This is a genomic window from Tardiphaga sp. GW822-FHT04G09, from assembly GCF_058800725.1.
Genome location: NZ_JBXAMO010000036.1, coordinates 1 through 20,587 on the forward strand (window position 1 = coordinate 1; position 20,587 = coordinate 20,587).

Sequence of the window (20,587 nt, forward strand, 5' to 3'; positions counted from 1 at the left end):
CGAATCGGTTGATTGCGAGGGCTCAATGCTAACGGATCTTTCGCGCCTCGAGCGCTGACCGCAATTACGTCATCGTGCACTGTGCCGGTGGTCGCAGCGCTACGCGGCGTCGTCGACGATTATAACGGCAGGCAGCGTGGTGATGTTCGGGTATCGCTTGCCGATCTGATCGTCCTAGGTGGCTGCGTTGCGCTGGAGCGTGCGGCCTCGGATGCCGGAGTACCCGTAGTCGTGCCTTTCACGCCAGGGCGCCGAGACACCACGCAGGAACTGACGGACATCGAGATGTCCGAATGGCTGAAGCCCGTGGTCGACGGATTTCGAAATTACGCTGATGAACGGTTTTCAGAAATAGCGCCGGATCTCGCCCCGGAGGACATGTTCCTCGACAAGGCGCATCTGCTTTCTCTGACAGCGCCAGAATGGGTCGCAATGGTCGGTGGCTTGCGGGCGATGGGGGCCAATTATGACGGTTCGGCCAACGGCATTTTCACGGACCGGGTAGGTGTTCTGAAGAACGACTTCTTCACCGTGCTCACCAGCATGGACTACGAATGGAAAAAACGCGACGAGCGGGACTTGGAGTTTTCGCTCGACGACCGCGCCACGGGAGAATTGCGGTTCTTCGCAACGCGCAACGATCTCATTATTGGCTCGAACAGTCAGCTCCGGGCGATTGCCGAAGTCTACGCAAGCGACGACGGGCATGCTCATTTCGTCAAGGATTTCGTCCAAGCGTGGGACAAGGTGATGATGCTCGATCGTTTCGACGTGCGAAACGCTTGATAGTTCTGACAGGCAGTCGGTAGGTCGGCGCGAGGCTACGGCAACCAGTTGCTGTATTCAGCCCGACCTTTCGTCCGCTGCTTGCCATTTTGCATGACGATCGAGCGACGTCGTGTGCGGTCATCTAACGCGTGAAAGAGCATCATGGACAGACGCTTGCACTATGGGAATACCGCAAAGATCCTACATTGGTCGGTGGCGGTACTTCTGCTCGTTCAATTCCCGATCGGCTGGTTCATGCCCGACATTCACGCCGGGCCGCCCGGCGCCGCCATGTCGCTTCACGTCTCGTTCGGCATTCTTATTCTGGCGGTCGTCGCGGTTCGCTTGATTTGGCGAATTACGCATCCCGTAGCCCCGGAAAGTTCGCTTCCGGGATGGCAGCGCGTCAGTTCGGAGGCCGTCCATTGGCTGCTTTATGCACTTGTGCTCGGGACCACACTGACCGGCTGGCTATTCGCCTCTTTCCGCGGGTGGTCGCTGTCGCTCTTTTCGATCGTACCGCTTCCGATGCTGGCTTCGAAGAGCGCTTCGGACTTAAAGCTAATGGAGGGGTGGCATCAAGTAGCCGAGTGGGCTTTGCTTGTCGTGATTGTATTGCACATATCGGCGGCCTTGCTGCACATTTTCGTCTATCGCGATGGCGTAATGCGGCGCATGTTGATTGATGAGCACCAGCGCCCTTAGCGCGATAGATCCTGCTTTTGACATGTATCAATCGCCGTTTCCCCCTAGGGTGGAAGCTGGATTACACGACTTCCTGTTTCTCCGGACAAAGTGATTGCAGTGACTCGAATTGGCACGATGACGCTGGCACTTCTTTGCTTGTTGAGAATGCTCGAACCCGCATTCTCGTTCGGTGGAGTGGCGCAGGACAATTGGAAGCCTGACCATCTTGAGCGATTGTCGCCGGGACTTCGCACTATCGTACGAAAATGGGAGAGCGTTTGCGGAGGATCGATAGCCGCCGCTCAGCAGTTTGCGCTCTATCTTTCGATTCCCGGCGGTGAACTCGTCGCCCTTCATTTCGATGATTTTCGTTGCGGCACCCGCTCTGTCCTTTGCAAATCCAATGGGTGCCTGCACGAAGTATATTACTCGATGAAGGGGCGATATCGCCGTGTGCTTTCCGTGCACGCCCGCGACGTTCGACTGTTTCATGATAATGACGCCGCCTGCATCGAGATCTCTGGGGTCAATGGCGAGACGAAGGTCTTAAGGTGGAGCGGCCGTCAGTTTGTCGAGCGGCAATGATGGCTCGGGCTGCGGGGAAGGCGGCGTTTCAGCCGCGAACAAGCGTCCATTCCGGAATGGCTTGGACTGTTGCGTTTCACATGCCAAGAGCCGGCAGAATAGATCGACTGCGGGAATGCCCGGAGCCGATCCTAAGCGACTGGGAGCAATGATGCTTAACTTCCATCAAGCAAGCTTGAGCCATCAATTCTGGCGCCGAACAACGTGCACGCTGCTAACGGTCACGATCGTTTGCCTCTCATCTGCCTCGATAGCCGAGGAAGATATAAAGATCAGCGCAGCGCAGGTGCAGACCCTTGGCATTCGATCGGTCCACCCAGTATCGAGCCGAAACGATCTGACGTTACCCTATCCCGCCCAGATCGTGATACCTACTCCGCAATTGTGGGTCGTGAGTTCGCCCGTGGCCGGCATGGTGACCAGCCTGTCGGTAGCGCGCGGCGACCGGGTCGATGTCGACCGACCGCTCGTCACCCTCGAGAGCCCCAGTTTCGTGTCGCTGCAACGCGAATATCTGCAAGCGTTCTCGCAGGATGTGCTGGCAGCGCAACAACTCAAGCGAAATGCCGAATTGTTCGACGGCAAGGCGGTCCCCCAACGCGTGCTGGAGACCAGCCAGGCGGAAGCTCGGCAGGCCAGCATCGCAGTCGCGGAGAAACGGCAGATGTTGCGGCTCAGCGGACTTGCGGATGCCGCCATCGCGCGGCTGACCACCGAGACGGCTATAACCGCGACCATGTCGGTTGCCGCGCGCCAGCAGGCCACGGTTGTCGAGATTCTGGTCTCGCCTGGCCAGCGCGTTGAGCAGGCGGCGCCGCTCGTCAAGCTCGCGCGCCTTTCCGTGCTATGGGCCGAGATCGCCATTCCGGCCTCCAACATCAGTGCGATCCGGCCAGGCGCGCGGGTTGAGATCGACGGCTATGCCGTGCCGGGTAAGGTCATCCTGGTGTCCGAAACGACGGACGCCGCGACCCAGACCGTCCTGGTGCGCGCCGAGGTGCCGAATTCCGGCGAATTGCGGCCGGGGCAGACCGCCGCAGCGCGGATCGGCTTCATCTCAGTCGGTGAAAGCGCTTGGGAAATCCCCTACAGCGCGCTGGTCCGGCGCGGCGACAGGGCGTCGGTCTTCGTAGCGATCGACGGCGGCTTCCGAGTGCTGCCGGTGACGCTGATTGCCGAGGACCAGGATCACGTCGTGATTTCGGGCGCGATCTCCGACAAGGACGAGGTCGCCGTCAGCAGTACTTCGGCATTGCGCGGCATCCTGCTTCGGCTCGGGGCTGGCGAGTAATGCTTCAGCGTCTGGTTGCTTTCGCCCTATCGCAGCGCCTGTTCGTCGCATTGAGCGTGCTGATGCTGGTCGGCGCCGGCGTCGTGCTGCTCCCGACGCTACCGATCGATGCCTTCCCGGACGTCTCGCCGGTCCAGGTCAAGGTCATCATGAAAGCGCCCGGCCTGACGCCGGAGGAGGTCGAGCAACGGATCACGGTCCCGATCGAGCTCGAACTGCTGGGATTGCCAAACAAGAAGATCCTCCGCGCCACGACCAAGTATGCCCTGGCCGACATCACCGTCGATTTCGAGGACGGCACCGACATCTACTGGGCGCGCAACCAGGTCTCCGAGCGCCTGGCCAACATCACGCGTGACCTGCCCGAAGGCGTGACCGGCGGCCTCGCTCCGATCACCAGCCCGCTGGGCGAAATGTTCATGTTCACCATCGAAAGCCCCGAGCTATCGTTGGCGGAACGCCGGACACTGCTCGACTGGACCATCCGGCCGGCACTGCGCACGGTGCCCGGCGTTGCCGACGTCAATTCGCTGGGCGGCCATGTCCGAGCGTTCGAGATCGTGCCGCTCAACGAGGCCCTCGCAGCACGGGGCATCTCGTCGGAAGTGTTCCGGCGCGCGATCGAGACCAACAGCCGCAATGATGGCGCCGGTCGCGTCAACCAGGGCGAGGACAGCGCGCTCGTCCGCATCGAGGGCAGCATTCGCTCGATCGACGACATCAAGGCCATCGTCGTCGATACAAGGGACGGCGTTCCGATCCGGGTCAACGATGTCGCCCGCGTCCAGATCGGCGCGCTGACGCGCTATGGCGCGGTCACCATCGACGGCCGCGGCGAGACGGTCGAGGGGCTGGTGCTCGGCCTGCGCGGCGCGAATGCCGGCCAGTTGGTTCGCGACGTCCGCCAACGCTTGGAGGAGTTGCAGCCGTCCTTGCCAAAGAGCGTGACAATCAACGTGTTCTACGACCGGAGCCGGCTGGTCGGCCGTGCCGTCGGCACCGTGGTGCGTGCGCTGGGCGAAGCCACGCTCCTGGTGATCGTGCTGTTGCTGCTGTTTCTTGGCAACTGGCGCGCCTCGCTGATCATTGCCTTCAGCCTGCCCCTCGCCATCATGATCGCGCTGATCGTGATGCGTCTGGTCGGCATGTCGGCCAATCTGATGAGCCTGGGCGGACTTGCGATCGCCATCGGCATGCTGATCGACGCCCTGGTAGTGGTCGTCGAAAACATCGTCGGCAACCTTGGCATGGACCGCGACGGCAAGGCGACGCCGCTGATCCATATCGTCTACCGATCGGTGTGCGAGGTGCTGGAACCGGTTGCCACCGGCGTGATGATTATCATCATCGTATTCTTGCCGCTGCTGGCGCTGCAGGGGCTCGAAGGCAAGCTGTTCATCCCGGTTGCGCTGGCCATCATATTTGCGCTTGCCGCTTCGCTAGTGCTGGCGCTGACGGCACTTCCCGTAGCGGCGTCATTCTTTCTCAAAGCTACGCCACACCGCGACCCCTGGCTGATCCGCCAGGCGTCGCGCGCCTATGCACCGGCGCTTGTCTGGTCGCTCGCCCATGAACGCAAAGTCATGGTAGCGGCCGTGGTCGCCCTGGTGGCGTCGGGCGTGGCCTACACCCAGCTCGGCAAGACGTTCATGCCGACGATGGACGAAGGCGACATCATCATCAGCGTGGAGGCCATCCCGTCGATCAATCTCGATCAGTCGGTGGCGATCAACGGCAAGCTCCAGGCCGCCATCCTTGCGCGGGTCCCGGACATTGCGGGGATCATCGCGCGCACCGGATCGGACGAGCTCGGCCTTGATCCGATGGGTCCGAACCAGACCGATACCTTTCTCGTCCTCAAGCCGGCCGAAGAGCGCCAGACGGCCGACAAGGCCGCCCTGCTGCAGCAGCTCCGGCACGTGCTCGCTGACTTTCCGGGACTGTCGCTCAGCTTCACCCAACCGATCGACATGCGGGTGCAGGAGATGATCAGCGGCGTACGCGGCGATGTCGCGGTGAAGATCTTCGGGCCGGACATCGCCAGGCTCAACGAGATCGCCAGCGCCTTGTCGGCGATGCTGTCTTCCATCGACGGCGCGGAGGACGTCTATACGACGCTCAACGAGGGCGCGCAGTACTACACGGTCGCAGTCAATCGCCTGGAGGCGGGCCGCCTCGGTCTGGCGGCGGACGGAATTGCCGCCTCGCTGCGCACCCAGATCGAAGGCCGCACAATCGGTACCGCGCTGGAAAACGGACGGCGCACGCCCATCCTGGTACGCGGCAGCGAGACGACCCGCGAGGCGCCATCGATGCTGGCCAGCTTGCCGCTGACGCTTCCGTCCGGACAGCATGTGGCGCTGTCCCAGGTCGCCCGCATCAGCCGGGTGGACGGCCCCGTCAAGATCGACCGAGAGGACGGCGCCCGGATGAGCGTCGTGCGCTCCAACGTCCGTGGCCGCGACATGGTAGGCTTTGTGATGGCCGCGCAGCAGAAGGTGGCTGCCGAGCTGAGGCTGCCGCCGGGCTATCGGCTCACGTGGGGCGGGCAATTCGAGAACCAGCAGCGCGCCGCCGCGCGTCTGTCAGTCGTGGTCCCTGTCGCCATCGGACTGATCTTCGTGCTGCTGTTCACCACATTCGGCTCCATCCGGCAGGCGCTCATGGTTCTGGTGAACATCCCCTTTGCGCTGATCGGCGGGGTCTTTGCGCTTGTGTTGACCGGCGAATATCTCTCGGTTCCGGCGTCGGTCGGATTCATCGCGCTGCTCGGCATCGCCGTACTGAACGGCGTCGTGCTGGTGTCCTATTTCAACCAGTTGCGCGCGCGCGGCGTGGCCGAGTCCCGCATCGTGATAGAAGGCGCTCAGCGCCGGCTTCGGCCGGTGCTGATGACCGCCAGCATCACGGCGCTGGGCCTGGTGCCCCTGCTGTTCGCAACCGGCCCCGGATCCGAAATCCAGAAGCCGCTGGCCATCGTAGTGATCGGCGGGTTGCTGTCATCTACGGTGCTGACCCTGATCCTTCTACCCATTCTCTATCGCCGGTTCGGCGGCGTAGCGAGGAAGGCCGTATGACTGTCGAATCCGTCTGCCTGACGCTGATCGCCGCCCGCCGGCTGCGCGACGAACTGTTCGACTTCCTCAGCGACCAGCATGATCTGGTGTCGGGATTTACCGCATCGGACTGTGCCGGCTTCGGCCCGACCATCCGCCTGCCCTCGGCGCCCGAGCAGGTGAAAGGCCACGCCGACCAGGTCCTGGTGCGGATCATCCTGCAAAAGGTCCAGGCCGCCGAATTGCTCTCCCGCATCAAGACCGCCTACGCAGGGACGCGGCTCGTCTACTGGATCACGCCGGTCACCGAGTTCGGTACGCTGGATGACCGCAGCATCGAAACGGACCACTGAACTGCAGTCTTGTTTGCTCGGTTCGGCGCGGATGCGCCGTCATTGGTCCGGTCGCGGCCCATCAATTGGAAAGGAAGCCACTAAACGCACCGGCCCAGGCTGCAACGGCAACCAGGATCAATCCTGGCATCACGCGCACGGCGAAGACAGCGCCACTTGTGGCCGCCAGAACGAGTTTGGTGATGGTGTTGGTCGAAAAGGCAGCCAGAATAGGCAGCAGCGCGTCGGGCGCGGCAAGTTTACCCGACGCGACCAGTGAGGCGACCGAGATCGCCGCCGAATGCGTGTCGGCGAAACCTGCCATGGCCGCGGCGAAGATGATTCCTTTTTCGCCGAAACGGTCCTGCAACGCTGCGGAGGCGAGCAGAATTGCGGCAAGGGTCACCGCAAAAATAGATGCCGTCCGGAGACTGAAAGCGTGGCCTTTCTGCGCGTTGGCTTCGGTGTCGCCGCGCAGCGCCAGCACGGTGAAGGCCGCACCGTAGACGCCGGCCGCTACCCCGGCGCAGGCCAGCGGTACGGCCAAAGTCTCGAGGGTCGCCACGCTGGTGCTCGCAAGAACGACGGCCATTTGTACGACCGTCGCGACCGTGGACAACACGGCACCGGCAACCGCCGCTGGTAGGACGTTCTCCGCCTTCGCCGCGCGTACGCCCATCGCTGCAATCGTTGCAGCGCTTGAGATGAACCCTGAAGCGAGGCCGGCTGCGGGAAGTCCGAAACGGCTGCCGAGGACTCGCACCGCGATGTAGCCGGCGGCGCTGATAGCCATGATGAGAATGACGATCAGCCAGATGGAATGCGGATTCAGGGCGCCATACGGGCCCATCGGGCGGTCCGGCACCAGCGGCAGAACGATCAACGTGGCCCCTGCGAGGACCAACGCATCTCGCATCTCCTGCTCGGTGAGGATGCGACTGACAAATCGATGAAGCTGCGATTTCACCGCCAGCAGGATTGCCAGCGCCACGGCGAGGCCGCCCGCCAACGGGGTATTGTCCATCGAAAGTCCGCCCAGCATGACCGTCACTGTGAGAGCCAGTTCTGTCGTGAGACCGGGGTCTCTATCACTGCCGCGCCAGTAAGCAATGGCGGCAAGGCCCAGTACGCCGGCCGTCGTGACAGCCAACAGCGTCGTACCGCCGACGATAATACTGATCGCGCCGGCAAGCGAAGCGACAGCAAACGTTCTGATACCTGCTGGCGCGCGGCTTGCCCCGGATCCCTTGCGACGCTCGCGCTCGACGCCGATCAGCAGGCCGATGCCGAGGGCGGCGCCCAGCTTGAAAACGATCGGATCGATGATGGCTATGCCTCCTGCCCAAGGGCGCTGTGCCCATAGCATCCTGATGCCGGCATGGCACCAAGCTCGCTAGTCGCAACGACTTCGTCGCGCGACGGCGGCGCCAGTCAACCGAAGTTATCATTCGGCTCATATGCCGGCCCGCTATTGATCTGCGTCAATGGCGGGAGGCTAATGCGCGCTAGTGTACTTACAGAGGTGGCTCATGCGTCTACGAAACACCAACACGGATTATGGCGCTGTTTCGCAATCGCTGCATTGGCTGACGGTTGTTTTCGTCGCCCTTGCATGGCTGTCTGGAATACTTGGTGACGAGCTCCCTGGGGGCATGCGAAAGTCCGGTCTGCTCGTTCATATTTTCACCGGACTTGCCATTCTAGTGCTGATGGCCGCGCGGATGGGCTGGCGTGCATTTGACAGAATGCCGTTGGCTGAAGGAGCCGACCGTACTTCCTCGGTATCGCGATGGGTCGAACTGGCGGGACGAATGGCGCACGTCGGCCTTTACGCGCTGCTTATCGCGGTTCCGGTTATCGGCATTGTCCTTCAGTTTGCGCGCGGCGAAGCCCTGCCGCTGTTCGGGCTGATGGAAATTACATCACCATGGCAAAAGGACCGTGCGTTCGCTCATAATGTCAAAGAGCTGCACGAAATCGCCGCTCACGGGCTCGTCGTTCTAGCGGGTCTCCACGGGGGCGCGGCACTCGCGCATCATTGGATTTTCCGTGACCGCACGCTTGTCCGAATGCTTCCGCATTTCACCAAGCGAGCGGGTTGACGCCGCGGCGCGACAAAGCGCCATCGCAGTGAAAGTTGCCGGCCCGGTCCCCGCCGGGGCAATCTCGACAGCAGACATCTGACCGGTACCGCCGCGCAGGTGCAGTTACAGCCGCCGAGAGGTCCCGAGATGAATGCCGGCTTCTTTATACGGTCCTTACTGGTGCTGTTGCCGGTGTTCGGGGTTGCGCTCGGCTTTGCGCTGCCGGCACTCGGATTGGGGCCGTGGCAAGACAGCGCATTCGCCGCCTTCACGATTCCGGTGCTGGTCGTCCTGTCATACGACATCGTCGCGAGCCTGCGGCGCGGCGAAGTCGGGCTCGACATCGTAGCTTTGCTCTCGATGGCCGCCGCGCTCTTTGTCGGCGAAGAACTGGCCGCCGTGGTGGTGGCGTTGATGTACGCCGGCGGGCAATTTCTCGAAGCCTACGCCGAGCGCCACGCGCGGCGCGAGATGACCGCGCTTCTGGCACGGGTACCTCGCACCGCCGTCCGGCATCGCGGCGACGGCCTGGAAGAAGTCGCGCTGGACCTCGTCGCGCCCGGCGACCGCCTGTTGATCCGGCAGGGCGACGTCGTCCCGGTCGACGGCGTGGTGGCGAGCGGGCTGGCAGTGTTAGATCAATCCGCACTGACCGGCGAGTCGATCCCAGTCGAGCAGAAGGCCGGCGAGACGGTGATGAGCGGGTCCACGAACGCGGGTGAGGCCTTCGATCTCACAGCGTCGCACCGTGCGGCCGAAAGTACCTATGCGGGCATCGTGCGTCTGGTCGACGGGGCGCAGCGCTCCAAGGCGCCGATGTCACGGCTCGCCGATCGGTTCGCGCTGGCTTTCCTCGCCGTCACCGTGCTGATAGCTGCGTTGGCCTGGTTCTTCACCGGCGATCCGGTGCGCGCGGTGGCCGTTCTCGTCATCGCGACGCCGTGCCCACTGATCCTCGCGGTACCCGTGGCGATCGTGTCCGGCCTTTCCCGGGCTGCCCGTCACGGCATCCTGATCAAGGGCGGCAAAGCGATGGAAGCGCTGGCCCGCATCCAATCGCTGGTCCTCGACAAGACCGGTACGCTTACCGACGGGCGCGCGAAGGTCGTCGCTATAGATATTCTAGGTAATGACGATCAAGCCGACGTTTTCCGCCTCGCCGCTTCGCTAGATCAAGCGTCCAAGCATATCATTGCTCAGACCATCGTTGCCGAAGCCCAGAATCGCCAGCTCAGTCTGACAAGACCTTCCGAGGTCGTCGAGACGCCCGGCGAGGGGGTCGAAGGGGTGGTGGAAGGGCGAAAGGTCGCGGTCGGCGGCCTCAAGTTCGTTCGGTCCAAATTGTTGCCCGGCGCGGAAAGTCCTGATCGGTCCGACGCGGCGGCCGGCGGCGTTGTCGTCGCCATTGCCATCGATGGGCGCTGGGCGGGCGAGATTAGGCTGGCAGATGAACTGAGGGCGGGCACCGAAGCGTTTCTGCAGCACCTGCGGACGCTCGGCGTGGAACGGGTCGTTCTGGCGACGGGAGATCGCCGTGAGGTGGCGGAGACCATTGTGGCCGGCCTCGGTTTTGATGCGGTCCGCGCCGGCTTGACCCCTGACCAGAAAGTCCTGGTCGTTCTGTCCGAGCGAAAGAGCGGACCGGTCATGATGATCGGCGACGGCGTCAACGACGCGCCGGCGCTGGCCGCGGCCGATGTCGGGGTGGCGATGGGAGCCCGGGGAGCGGCGGCCTCCGCGGAGGCTGCCGACGTCGTGATCCTTGTCGATCATCTCGACCGCATCGTGCCCGCCATCGAGATCGCGCGAAGGTCGCGTCTCATCGCCCTGGAGGGCGTCTTTGCGGGCATCGGGCTCTCGATAGTCGGCATGGTCGTCGCAGCGTTCGGCTACATCACGCCTGTCCAGGGAGCCCTGATTCAAGAAGTAATCGACGTCGCGGTCATTTTGAATGCTTTGAGAGCTCTAGGTGACGGAAGCGCTGCTACCAAGGCTTAATGTAGCATGCGGCCCCCGAGGTGTCTTTCGAACATCACTCCAATCCCGCCTGTCGACCATTATTCTTAAATGTTACGGAACGGCCGTCTATCTGCAGATCAAGCAACCGGCGACGAACCGGCGGACGGCGCGAACATGGGATACAGAGCTTCAAACAACCCATAGGTCGCCCTGAAGGGCCTCATCAAGAATGTTTAGGCGTCAGAACTCTTGCCCGCTCCTCTGCCAATAGCTCCAACAATATCTTCCGCTCGGCCGGGGCTGTCACCTCTTCGAGACGCTTCTTGAACAAGGCCAAATTCGCAGCGTGGATGAAGTGATCCATATCGTTCTCCCCGAAGTGGCGCCTCGGTCCAGCAGTTGAAGTTGCGATGAAATCGCTAGTAGTGAAGCGGCGGTAAAACATGAAAATCACGGGCGCTTGAGCCGCGATTCTATTCAGCTTCTCGAGTGGCGGTTAAGTGGCTCATACCTTCAAGCTTGCGGAGCGCTAACGGAATACTTTTCGCCATCGCCGTCTGCATGTTGCCTAGGACCGTCCTATCATCTGGGCGGGACGATGCCCTTGATCCACCCGTTCCAGACCGCCCCTTTCGCGGGGTCGTCATTCCGCAGCTTCTTGGGATTCCAGGCTTTCGGGCAGCCCTCGCACCAAGGGAATTCGAAGGCGCATAGATCGTCGTTCATTGCGCTGTCGGCTCCGCCGACAGAAAACGTGTCGAGGTGGCAATTGAAAGGGGCTCGGGGAATCTGTGTCATGGCGCACCTGCAAAACTCGACAGGCGGGAGCTCAAGGCTCTCAGTCACCGATTGATGCCAATGGCCGAACGGTGATGCGGGGAGCCTACGCCTGCCTATGTCCGAAAGTCGACCGATAAGTGCAGAGTGCCCGTCAGAATTTCTGGTTTACAGCACCCTGGTGCGACTACATCGTTCTTCTTGCAGTGCAAATCGGATGAGATCTGAAATTGCACCGGCGGCGCCCAACGTCAGGTTTGGCGGCTGCTGCAATTTGAGTGCAGCGCTCGATATGGCGACGTCAGACTGCCAAGACGAGTTGAGGCTGCTCGCCCTGATTTCCTTGGAGCGCGGATAGCGAAACGCCCAATAGCCGCACGGCCTTAGGCAGCGGCATGACAGCCTGGAGCAAGCCGACAGCCAAGCGCTCGAGGTCGTCGCGGCTGCCGACGGCGATAGGGACGGACCGGCTCCGCGACATGATCTCAAAATCGGCGAACTTCACCTTGAGCGTCACGGTCCGGCCGCGGTTGCCGGTGTTCTCGCAGTGGCGCCAGACCTTATCGACGAGCGGTTGGAGCTCCGCGACCATGGCGTCGAATTCCGTCAAATCCTGGAAGAACGTGTTCTCGGCGCCGACGGACTTCCGAATGCGGTTGGCGCGGACAGGGCGCTCGTCGATGCCGCGCGAGATCCAGTAATAGTAGACGCCGGCCTTGCCGAAATGTGCCTCCAGGAAAGCAAGCGTCTGACCGCGGATGTCGAGGCCTGTCTGGATCCCGAGAGCGTGGAATCGGGCGGCGGTCGCAGGACCGATGCCGTGGAATTTGCCGACTGGCAGGGTCTCGACGAACGCCGGCCCCGTCTCCGGAGAGATGACGTACTGGCCGTCGGGCTTGCGGTGGTCGGAAGCCAGCTTCGCCAGGAATTTGTTGTAGGAGATGCCGGCGGAGGCATTGAGGCCGGTCTCGGTCTTGATCCTGGCGCGGATGGCGAGGGCGACGTCGCGCGCCAGCGGGATCTCCTGCAGGTTCTCGGTGACGTCCAGGTAGGCCTCGTCCAGCGACAGCGGCTCGATGACTGGTGTGTGCTCGGCGAAGATCGCACGGATCTGCTGGCTGATGGCCTTATAGACCTCGAAGCGGGGCTTCACGAAAACAAGGTCCGGACATTGCCGCCTGGCGGTGACCGACGGCATCGCGGAGCGGACCCCGAACTTGCGGGCTTCGTAGCTGGCGGCGGCCACGACGCCGCGTTCGCGCGAGCCGCCGACGGCCACCGGTCTGCCCCGGAGCTCCGGATTGTCCCGCTGCTCGACCGAGGCGTAAAAGGCGTCCATGTCGACGTGGATGATCTTGCGCTGCCGCTGCGAGGGCGCCGCGCCGGGGAGCTCGTCGGCATCGTCTGGCTCTAGGTCAGCCACGGTGTCGGCTCCTGCCAGCCGCAGCGAGCAAGCCCCACGGCCCGCCAACACACCGGTCGAGCCCGCCATCGTGCCCAGACGGGCCGTCCAGGGGCGACGCGTCCAAAATGCCATACACGCCTACGCCGACCGACACCCCCACCACGGCGCGCCTGGGACGGGCCGATCGGTCCGCGTCCGGAATGGATCTCGTCGGCCTTGTGTCTGGAGCGGCGGTCATATCTCGGCCCCGCCTTCGTCCTTTTTCTGGCCTCGAGCGACGATCGTAAGCGAACCGTCCGGAAGCGGCCGCTGGAGAGCCTTCGCCTCGTCCCACGGCGCGCTCATCCAGACATCGACCTCCTCGGGCGTCGTCAGGATCACCGGCATGGCTTTCGGGTGGACCGCCTCGACCTCGGCGTTAGGCTTCGTCGTCAGGAAGCCGAAAATATCTGTGGTGACCTCGCCCTCCCGGACCTTCCGGACGGACGTCCAGTTCGTCCACAAGCCGGCGAAGCAGACCAGCGGCCGGCTCTCGTCGAGGGCGAACCAGATGTCGCCGCCGGCGTCCTTGTTGAACTCGCTAAACGAGGACAGCGGGACCACGCAGCGGTTCCCGACCCCGAGCCACGGCTTCCAGTGCTTGCTGGTCACGTTGCGGATGTTGGTGGTCCCCTTGTCCGGCTCCTTCCGAAGCAGATCGTTGAAGTCGATGGGCTTGCCCTTGGCCTCAAGCTTGGCGGCCCGCTTCTTGGTGGCGTCGAACAGCGCCTTTGACGACGACGGCATGCCCCACCGCGCCATCGCGAGTTCACGGCGGCCATCAGCGTTGCGCACGATCGGCGCCGGATAATCGGGAAAGATGCCGGGCATCGAGGGCAGGTTTCCGGCGCTGTCCCGGTCGACCTTGAACAGGTTGCGGATCGCGGCCTGGTTCTTCGTCATCGAATAGAGGTTACACACGCAGGTTTCTCGCTAGTTTAGCTCCGTCGCTGTCTATCCTGAGGTCAAATAACGCCGGATCCTTCTGGACATCTTTAAATAGCGTCCGGAACAAAGCGCTGTAGACCTCGTGCAGGAGTACATCGGTTTCCAAGAGAAGGGAGCCGATGAGCGTAACGCCTTCGTCGAATACCGCCTGAAATAAATTTATCGACGGTGTGCCATCGTCGAACGGAATATCGAAGGGAGCGATGGTCATCCTCATCATCGCGGCGTCCGAGTGCGCTACGATCTGGTTGCGCATCTGCATAAGCTGGTCATGAAGCGCACGATTCTCCGGCGTCGGGTGGAAGTCGATCATCTTCATCGTCAATGGAGGATAGCCGCCCTTCGACTGTGTGAACGGCCGTGTATAGGCGATGACGAGTGTGGTCTCGAAGCAGCGGAAACGACGGAGATCAACCTTCGAGTATTCTTCGCCCTCATCTAGCTCATGCAGAAAGGCCGACGCGCTGAGAGCCTGTTGGAGGTCGTTGAGCGAGTAGAGCAAGCGTTGCCTGCGGCGTGCTGCTTGCTGCAAGGCTCTTTCTGAATCGGAATGATTGGGCTGCATTTCGCTGCGTCCGCCTGATATCTATTCCCGTCGGCCGTCATCATAGCGTGTCCGCGCAGCCAATTGGAGCAATGTCGCTGCGGGGCGCTTCCCAGCCCGATGGCATTTCCAGCATCTTAGCTTGCCGGCCAGATCATACACGAATGTCGTCGAGGGGCGCTGCAGCGCGGCCAGATCGATGTCGTTGGGTGTCTTGCAGCGGGAGCACTCGAGTTCGAGCCACGGGTATCCGCCGTTGATCGCCTGATCGATCGTCGGGGAGGGATCGATTGGCTCACCGTCGGCCCACATCCTCTCGTTCCAGCTTTCACAGGTCAGTTTGTCGGCCTTCCGGATCAGCGCTTCGCCCTTGGCCCGGAATTCCTCGGCCTGGCGGGCAAAAACAGTGGTCATCGCGCGTGCGCCGGCGAGCTCTTTCTTCTGAGCCTTGCGGTCCCCTCCAGAGAGGGGCGTCGGGTGATATTTAGGAGCCATCCGGAGATCCTGGCCAGACAACACGGCGGCGCAACCGGGCCTCAGGGCGCCTCAAAAATCGGCCAGCAACCGTCATCATCGCGATTGCCTGTCCGCTGTCGGCAACCGTCGTCGAGGACGGCGGGTCCCGGCCTCCTTCCACGTCGTATGCCGCCCATACAGCCGCAGGGCTTCAGCAGTCTGGATTTCGACGACACGGTCGCAACGCCGGCAACTCACGCGCAGCACGTGGCGGGGGATCTCCGACAGGCGGCGCTGTTGGATGGGAATGCCGGTGGGTCTGACGTCGGCATGGAGGTCGTTCAGGACCGCTTCCCAGTATTCGGGCGGCATATCGGCCGAAGCGGCGCCGGCGGGGTCTGCAGCGGGCGTTCTCCGGACAGCCTCGATGGCCAACTTTTCCATCTGTTTGGGTATCGACATGCGCCAGCTCGCAAGATGATCCTTCATGGCGAGAATTAGAACATAAAGAGAACAAAAGTCGAGTCGGTTCGAAACGATTTTTGTCCGCGTCGGTCAAAGATGGCGCCAAAGCTGGTGGTGAAACAATTCCGCAGCCGAAGGTCCCCCCCCCCCGAGCTATCGCTCTCCGGATCCGGGGCCTTGGACTTCGACCGTCCCGGAGATCGTGAAATTAGCATGGACAACACCGTGAAAAAAGAAACGGCGCCGCCTGTGTCGGAGATCGGAGGCCGACGCATCGGCCTTGCCCTGTCAGGTGGAGGCGTGCGCGCCGCGGCCTTCCATTTGGGTGTCCTTAGGCGTCTCGCTGCCGAGGGCCTGCTGGAGCGAGTTTCGGTTATCTCGACCGTTTCGGGCGGGAGTCTGGTAACGGCGGCGGTGATGGCCGAAGCGGGGATGCTGTGGCCAGGCAGCGGATGACGATGATCCGACGGGAGATGGAGCTGGATTCGAGAAGGCCGCCGGCCAGACCGGCGCGCGGGGCTTCTCAGGCCGGACTGCGAGGAATCCTTGCGCGGAACGGAGCAGCGGCGAGCAAACTGACTATGGCTGCCCGCAACGAGTCCGGCTACCTGGACGACGACGAAGAAGGAATTCTTGAGGACTTTTTAGAGCTTGGAGCGATCCCAAGGGAGGGGGAGGAGGATGCATAATGAGTTACTCTGCTTCGGAGCGCTTGCTGCGGTCGCTCGGGATAGAAAAGCCCGACGAAATCGATCTCGAAACCGTCGCGTGGAGCGTCGGTGCCAAAGTCAAATACCGTCCACTGAAATCCTGCGAGGCCCGGATCTGCGGATGTGGCGACAGGGCGATTATCTCTGTTGACGACAGGAAGACCCCTCAGAGGCGGCGGTTCTCCGTCGCGCATGAGATCGGCCACTGGATCTACCATCGCGGTCAGCTTCTGGTATGTCGCCCGAGCGAGATCGGCAGCTTTGGCGGCCTTCGCAAGGGCGCGATAAGTCCCGAATTCGTCGCGGATCAGTTCGCTTCGGAGCTGTTGCTCCCTTCCTACATCCTCGGGCCTGTTCTCAGTCAGTACAAGTCCCTAAATTTGAAAACGGTCATCGAGATCGCAGGCGCGTTCAAGGCGAGCCGCACCGCGACAGCGATCCGGCTTGTTCAAAGCAACAAGTTTCATTCCATGCTTGTGTGCCACGGGCAGAAAGGACGGAGATGGTTTCTCCGTCCCCCATGTGTCCCGGACCGCTGGTTTCCTAGGGAGGATCTTGACCGGGAAAGCTACGCCTTCGACGCATTGTTCGGTTCGAAGGTCGAGCAGCCTCATCCGAGAAAGATCGGTGCAGACGCATGGTTCGATCGGCGGGACGCCGAGCGATACATGATGCTCGAACATACGTTTCCGCTTCCGAACGACGAAGTTCTCACGCTGCTGACCTTCACCGACGGTGATATGATGGAAGAGCGGGACACGTCCTGGTCCTACCGACGAAGATAGGAGATCAAAATTGCCGAAGAACATCCTAATCTTTGCGGACGGTACTGGCCAAGCTGGGGGTTACCGGTTCGACGAAAACCGATCCAACATTTACAAGCTTTATCGCGCCACCCGCTGCGGTCCTGACACGAACATCGATCCTAAGGAACAGTTGGCGTTCTATGACGCCGGGCTCGGGTCCAAGCCGCCCGGCGGCGCGACGTTCGTTGCGCGCGCCTGGCGATGGCTACACAATCTAGCAAGTCAGGTGACAGGGCTTGGCATCACCTCGAACATCATTGATTGTTACGCCGCCATCATTCGGATGTGGGAGCCGGGAGATCGCATTTTCCTGTTCGGCTTTAGTCGCGGCGCCTACACCGTCCGCTGCCTTGCCGCCGCTTTGGGACAGTGCGGCGTACCGACGCAAATGCCCGATGGATCCCCGCTGCGTCGCGACGTATCTACGTCCACGCGGATCGCACGTGAGGCCGTTAAACATATCTATCAGCACGTGAGCTCACCCAACGATAAGGCATACGTGCCCCAGCGCGTCGCCTTGGCCCAACGTTTCCGCACGCGGTACGGCAGCGACCACGACGGCGGGTCGAACGCCATCCCGTTCTTCATCGGGGTGTTCGACACCGTCGCTTCGCTGGGCAGCAAAGCCCTCACCATGGCGATGATCGCTGGCGGCGTCCTGGCAGTCTTTCTTGTCAGCGTCACGCTGTCGTTCTTTTTGTTTCCGCTCTGGCCGACTTTCGGTTGGTTGCTTGCATTGGCTTTTGTTCTTACGGTCATCGGATACATCTGGACCCATCTGAAGTATGCCAGAAACCTCGATGGTTACACCGTTTGGCAGACGGTTCACCTGGTTGCCCCCAAGATGCAATTCTATGATCTCCATCTGAACAACGCTGTCTGGTACGCCCGGCACGCCATGTCGATCGACGAGAATCGAGCCGATTTCGCGCGGGTCCCGTGGGGCGGCGTCCACAACACGGGACCTGTACGTCCTGACGAGTATCCCGACTGGCTGCAGCAGATCTGGTTTGCAGGCAATCATTCGGATATCGGTGGCAGCTACCCGGAGAACGAGTCTCGTCTGTCCGATATTTCGCTCGAATGGATGACTCATGCTGCGAAAAATCTTCCGGACGGGAATGCGCCAGACGGTTTCGGCATCAAGGTCGATGAGCGATACCTTCAATTGAACCCCGACCCGCTGGGCCCCCAGCACGACGAACGCGAGCCGGGTTGGTTTGGCGGGCGCTTCAGATGGCCCGAGGGCTTTCGGGAAGTGCAGCCGGAAGCGGACCTGCATTCTACCGTTCTTGAACGCTTCGCCAGCAACGGTGGGGTTCAGCACTATTATGAACGCTCGCCCTACCGACCGCCAAATCTCAGCGGACATTCGAAGGTGAAGCACTATTACGTTGAACAGCCCAGCGCGCCCGACCCTTCACTATCCGCAACATCATCGCTGCGCACGGATCGTGAATGGGGTTGGCCGTCCCGCATCGGTTAGAGGATGAACGCCGAAATTGACTGCTCCCTACCCCACCTTGAGTGGTCGTGCGGATCGAATTGAAGCTGCTGCCGCGGATCGCTTTCAACAATCTGGCGACCTCGCCCCATCCCAAACAAGCTTTTATGCGAACAGCTCGCAGGTACGTGACGCTCTTTTGGGGTATTTGTCGGTCTTATGAGGTGCGGGACAGAGCCTAGGTCCGATAGTTCCGGCTTACCGCGCAGATCCACCACAGCCTGCGAAGGCACGGGCTCTTGATCTTTGGCGACACGGAATCGAAGGACGCCCGACCAGCTCTCGGCCGCCAGGCTGGTGTGTTTGAGCGGTCTTCCCATCTGGACCAAGATGTTGACGTCCGGCGTGCTGCCCCGATTTGCCATTTCGTTAAAGTTTTCGAGCGCGTCCGGCTCGAGATTGTTCTTGGCGTTCATGTAGACCATCAAGGTCCACTCGGCCGTCTTCGCTGGGGCGGCGATCGCCAAACTGGCGTTCAAACCGAAAACGCACACGCAAATGACTTGCAGAAGTCGCATGGTTTGATGCCCCCGAACATAAGATCAACGTTCGTTTATTGAACCGCAATCTGAAATTGCGATCAAGCGGAGGTTGCGCTGGAGATCCGGAGCGCGCCGGACCCTTCGCCGAGCTGATGGACAGCTGCGCGTCGCGCTCTTGCCGGGGCCGGGACGGAGGCGGCGCCTCTAGACCCGCATGAAGCTTTTCGACTCGAGGTGAGATGCCCGAAGTGCATTCGGGCGGAGCGGAGTTGTTTCGACGTAGGCTGCCGCGGGGCGGCATGGGTCGCCGTTCACGTCACGTGAGGATGACAAGTTCGTTCGTGGGCGGGAAATATCTCGCAAATAGCTCGTCGAGATCCAGACCACGGATGCCGCGACGATCGAAGATGGCTGGCCGTTTCAGGATGCCGGGCGCGGGATTGCCCGCGACGACGTCGTACGTGCCGTCTTGGCTTTCGTCGAAGCCCACATACAAACTGCCGCTTTGAAAGACGTAGAACTCGTCGGTCGCGATTGCGTCTCCATCGGCGGACTGGAGCGAAAGCCTGGCCGGTTCTGGACTGGTCGACCCCACGTAGAAGCCCCCTTCCAGTTGCCGCCGTGGCCCGCCGTCTGGCTTCGACCAAGCCACGTATCGCGGACCAACCACGTAGCTCATGTGGTGAACGATTCCGCCTTGACCGTCTGGCGTCGCGACGACCGCGGGCTGGTAGAACACGATGAGATCGATCATTCCGTCGGGCCGATCGATGAAATAGTCGTTGGCCCACTTCTCGCAGCTCGCGACGGAGGCGTTCTCCGGCAGGTGGATCAGGACTGCCCTGGATAGGTCCGTATCGGTTGCGGCGTGTCTGTGCGCGTTGGCGTACGCTTCGTCGAGCTTGCTTATCAGGTTCTGCCGCTCGTTCGGGTGCATCCGGGCGAGCACGGTGATCTGATAGGACAGGCTCGGGGATGTGCGCGCTTCGAAATCCGGAAGAGGTTGCACGAAGGCGGTCCAGACTTCGTCGGACGCCGGCGGCCCGCCCGGAGCAGACAGAATCGAAGGCAACGCCGCAGCGAGCCTGCGCCAATCGGCCGGAGTCGGATGCGTCCTGGCGATCGCCCGCAGTTCCAGTCCGTTCAGGTCTAGCATCCTCAGTTCACCTACGAACGCGGCTTCCAGTCTCGCACCTTCGGATCGCGCGTCCTTTTCGTGGACGGAAGCGCCGTAGTTCTTGATCGACATCGCGAGCCGTCCACCGCCGGCGAAATGGATAGTGCCGTCGTAGCCTGGCTTATGGCCGATGCTGGGCACGATCCGGTGTTTTTTCCGCTGAGCGAAAATGTTGAGACCCAGCAGTTCGAACGCGGCGCCCTTACGGTTGTTGGCCGGTTCGTTCCTGATCTTGGCAAGCTCGCGTCGCGTCCACTTTTCATCGATCTGCCGCATTCCGCAGATGGCGTCGCCGAACCAAGCGAGTTGGCAGGTGGCCAAGGCATCCCGGCGGCGCCATAGACCCTGCAGCGGATGATCGCCGCCGTTCTGCAACCAATCGAGCCCGAACGCGGAAGCTATGGCGCTCAGCCTGGTCTCCACATCTTCCGGCGCCGAGCCAAGAGAGTTCAGTCGTCCGTCAAGGTGAGCGGTCATTCGGTTCCGGGGTTCGAGACCGGGGCCGCCCGAGC

At 61.8% G+C, this 20,587-nt stretch carries 19 protein-coding genes and 1 pseudogene; 11 read left to right on the plus strand and 9 right to left on the minus strand.

Annotated elements, in window-relative coordinates; translation table 11 throughout:
* Nucleotides 1-27: 27 nt before the first annotated feature.
* From AC1RLZ_RS30485 to AC1RLZ_RS30510, 6 genes and pseudogenes are all read left to right on the plus strand, one after another.
* Nucleotides 28-786: pseudogene (locus AC1RLZ_RS30485) on the plus strand (peroxidase family protein); the annotation flags it as partial.
* A gap of 144 nt (nt 787-930) precedes the next feature.
* Nucleotides 931-1,473 carry a cytochrome b gene (locus AC1RLZ_RS30490; RefSeq protein WP_371425800.1) on the plus strand — a complete coding sequence of 181 codons (543 nt, stop codon included), beginning with the start codon at nt 931-933 and terminating at the stop codon, nt 1,471-1,473.
* Nucleotides 1,474-1,590: 117 nt separating this feature from the next.
* On the plus strand, nt 1,591-2,040 hold the full coding sequence (locus AC1RLZ_RS30495; protein WP_371425802.1) for a hypothetical protein: 450 nt from the start codon (nt 1,591-1,593) through the stop codon (nt 2,038-2,040).
* Between the two features lie 151 nt (nt 2,041-2,191).
* On the plus strand, nt 2,192-3,331 hold the full coding sequence (locus tag AC1RLZ_RS30500) for an efflux RND transporter periplasmic adaptor subunit (protein ID WP_371425804.1): 1,140 nt from the start codon (nt 2,192-2,194) through the stop codon (nt 3,329-3,331).
* Nucleotides 3,331-6,408 (plus strand): efflux RND transporter permease subunit, encoded by a 3,078-nt coding sequence (locus AC1RLZ_RS30505; protein WP_371425806.1) that lies wholly within the window; start codon nt 3,331-3,333, stop codon nt 6,406-6,408. The genes AC1RLZ_RS30500 and AC1RLZ_RS30505 overlap by 1 nt, the downstream gene beginning before the upstream one ends.
* Nucleotides 6,405-6,740, plus strand: a complete 336-nt coding sequence (locus AC1RLZ_RS30510; RefSeq protein WP_371425808.1) for a DUF3240 family protein — start codon at nt 6,405-6,407, stop codon at nt 6,738-6,740. Before AC1RLZ_RS30505 ends, AC1RLZ_RS30510 begins: the two co-directional genes overlap by 4 nt.
* Nucleotides 6,741-6,801: 61 nt before the next feature.
* Here AC1RLZ_RS30510 and AC1RLZ_RS30515 read toward each other — a convergent pair whose 3' ends face one another.
* Nucleotides 6,802-8,085, minus strand: coding sequence for an MgtC/SapB family protein (locus AC1RLZ_RS30515; RefSeq protein ID WP_371425810.1), 1,284 nt, complete (start codon nt 8,083-8,085; stop codon nt 6,802-6,804).
* A gap of 163 nt (nt 8,086-8,248) precedes the next feature.
* Between AC1RLZ_RS30515 and AC1RLZ_RS30520 the strand changes: the two genes are divergently transcribed.
* Together AC1RLZ_RS30520 and AC1RLZ_RS30525 are read left to right on the plus strand one after the other, a co-directional pair.
* Nucleotides 8,249-8,821 carry a cytochrome b gene (locus tag AC1RLZ_RS30520; RefSeq protein WP_371425812.1) on the plus strand — a complete coding sequence of 191 codons (573 nt, stop codon included), beginning with the start codon at nt 8,249-8,251 and terminating at the stop codon, nt 8,819-8,821.
* Between the two features lie 129 nt (nt 8,822-8,950).
* The gene (locus AC1RLZ_RS30525) at nt 8,951-10,801 is read left to right on the plus strand and encodes a heavy metal translocating P-type ATPase (RefSeq protein WP_371425814.1); all 1,851 of its coding nucleotides are present in this window, start codon (nt 8,951-8,953) and stop codon (nt 10,799-10,801) included.
* Between the two features lie 184 nt (nt 10,802-10,985).
* Here the strand turns inward: AC1RLZ_RS30525 and AC1RLZ_RS30530 are convergent, their stop codons facing one another.
* From AC1RLZ_RS30530 to AC1RLZ_RS30555, 6 genes are all read right to left on the minus strand, one after another.
* Nucleotides 10,986-11,126, minus strand: coding sequence for a hypothetical protein (locus AC1RLZ_RS30530; RefSeq protein WP_371425816.1), 141 nt, complete (start codon nt 11,124-11,126; stop codon nt 10,986-10,988).
* 714 nt (nt 11,127-11,840) lie between these two features.
* Nucleotides 11,841-13,031, minus strand: coding sequence for a DNA polymerase IV (gene dinB / locus AC1RLZ_RS30535; protein ID WP_371425818.1), 1,191 nt, complete (start codon nt 13,029-13,031; stop codon nt 11,841-11,843).
* A gap of 147 nt (nt 13,032-13,178) precedes the next feature.
* Nucleotides 13,179-13,904, minus strand: coding sequence for an SOS response-associated peptidase (locus AC1RLZ_RS30540; RefSeq protein WP_371425820.1), 726 nt, complete (start codon nt 13,902-13,904; stop codon nt 13,179-13,181).
* Nucleotides 13,897-14,496 (minus strand): hypothetical protein, encoded by a 600-nt coding sequence (locus AC1RLZ_RS30545; RefSeq protein ID WP_371425822.1) that lies wholly within the window; start codon nt 14,494-14,496, stop codon nt 13,897-13,899. The genes AC1RLZ_RS30540 and AC1RLZ_RS30545 overlap by 8 nt, the downstream gene beginning before the upstream one ends.
* A 21-nt stretch (nt 14,497-14,517) precedes the next feature.
* Complete coding sequence (locus AC1RLZ_RS30550; RefSeq protein WP_371425909.1) at nt 14,518-14,970, minus strand: hypothetical protein; 453 nt, start codon at nt 14,968-14,970, stop codon at nt 14,518-14,520.
* A gap of 75 nt (nt 14,971-15,045) precedes the next feature.
* Nucleotides 15,046-15,420: a hypothetical protein gene (locus AC1RLZ_RS30555; RefSeq protein ID WP_371425824.1), complete on the minus strand. Its 375-nt coding sequence runs from the start codon at nt 15,418-15,420 to the stop codon at nt 15,046-15,048.
* A 189-nt stretch (nt 15,421-15,609) separates the two neighbouring features.
* Here AC1RLZ_RS30555 and AC1RLZ_RS30560 point away from each other — a divergent pair, with 189 nt between their 5' ends.
* The 3 genes from AC1RLZ_RS30560 (at nt 15,610) to AC1RLZ_RS30570 (ending at nt 18,398) form a co-directional block, all read left to right on the plus strand.
* Nucleotides 15,610-15,852 (plus strand): patatin-like phospholipase family protein, encoded by a 243-nt coding sequence (locus AC1RLZ_RS30560; protein WP_371425825.1) that lies wholly within the window; start codon nt 15,610-15,612, stop codon nt 15,850-15,852.
* Nucleotides 15,853-16,084: 232 nt separating this feature from the next.
* Nucleotides 16,085-16,891 (plus strand): ImmA/IrrE family metallo-endopeptidase, encoded by an 807-nt coding sequence (locus tag AC1RLZ_RS30565; RefSeq protein WP_371425827.1) that lies wholly within the window; start codon nt 16,085-16,087, stop codon nt 16,889-16,891.
* Nucleotides 16,892-16,901: 10 nt separating this feature from the next.
* Complete coding sequence (locus AC1RLZ_RS30570; protein ID WP_371425829.1) at nt 16,902-18,398, plus strand: phospholipase effector Tle1 domain-containing protein; 1,497 nt, start codon at nt 16,902-16,904, stop codon at nt 18,396-18,398.
* On the opposite strand, the gene AC1RLZ_RS30575 is transcribed toward AC1RLZ_RS30570, so the two are convergent.
* Complete coding sequence (locus AC1RLZ_RS30575) at nt 18,395-18,934, minus strand: hypothetical protein (protein WP_371425831.1); 540 nt, start codon at nt 18,932-18,934, stop codon at nt 18,395-18,397. The two genes, AC1RLZ_RS30570 and AC1RLZ_RS30575, sit on opposite strands and share 4 nt — an antisense overlap.
* Nucleotides 18,935-19,214: 280 nt before the next feature.
* A complete protein-coding gene (locus AC1RLZ_RS30580) occupies nt 19,215-20,552 on the minus strand; it encodes a hypothetical protein (protein ID WP_371425833.1) in 1,338 nt (445 codons plus the stop codon).
* Nucleotides 20,553-20,587: the final 35 nt, after the last annotated feature.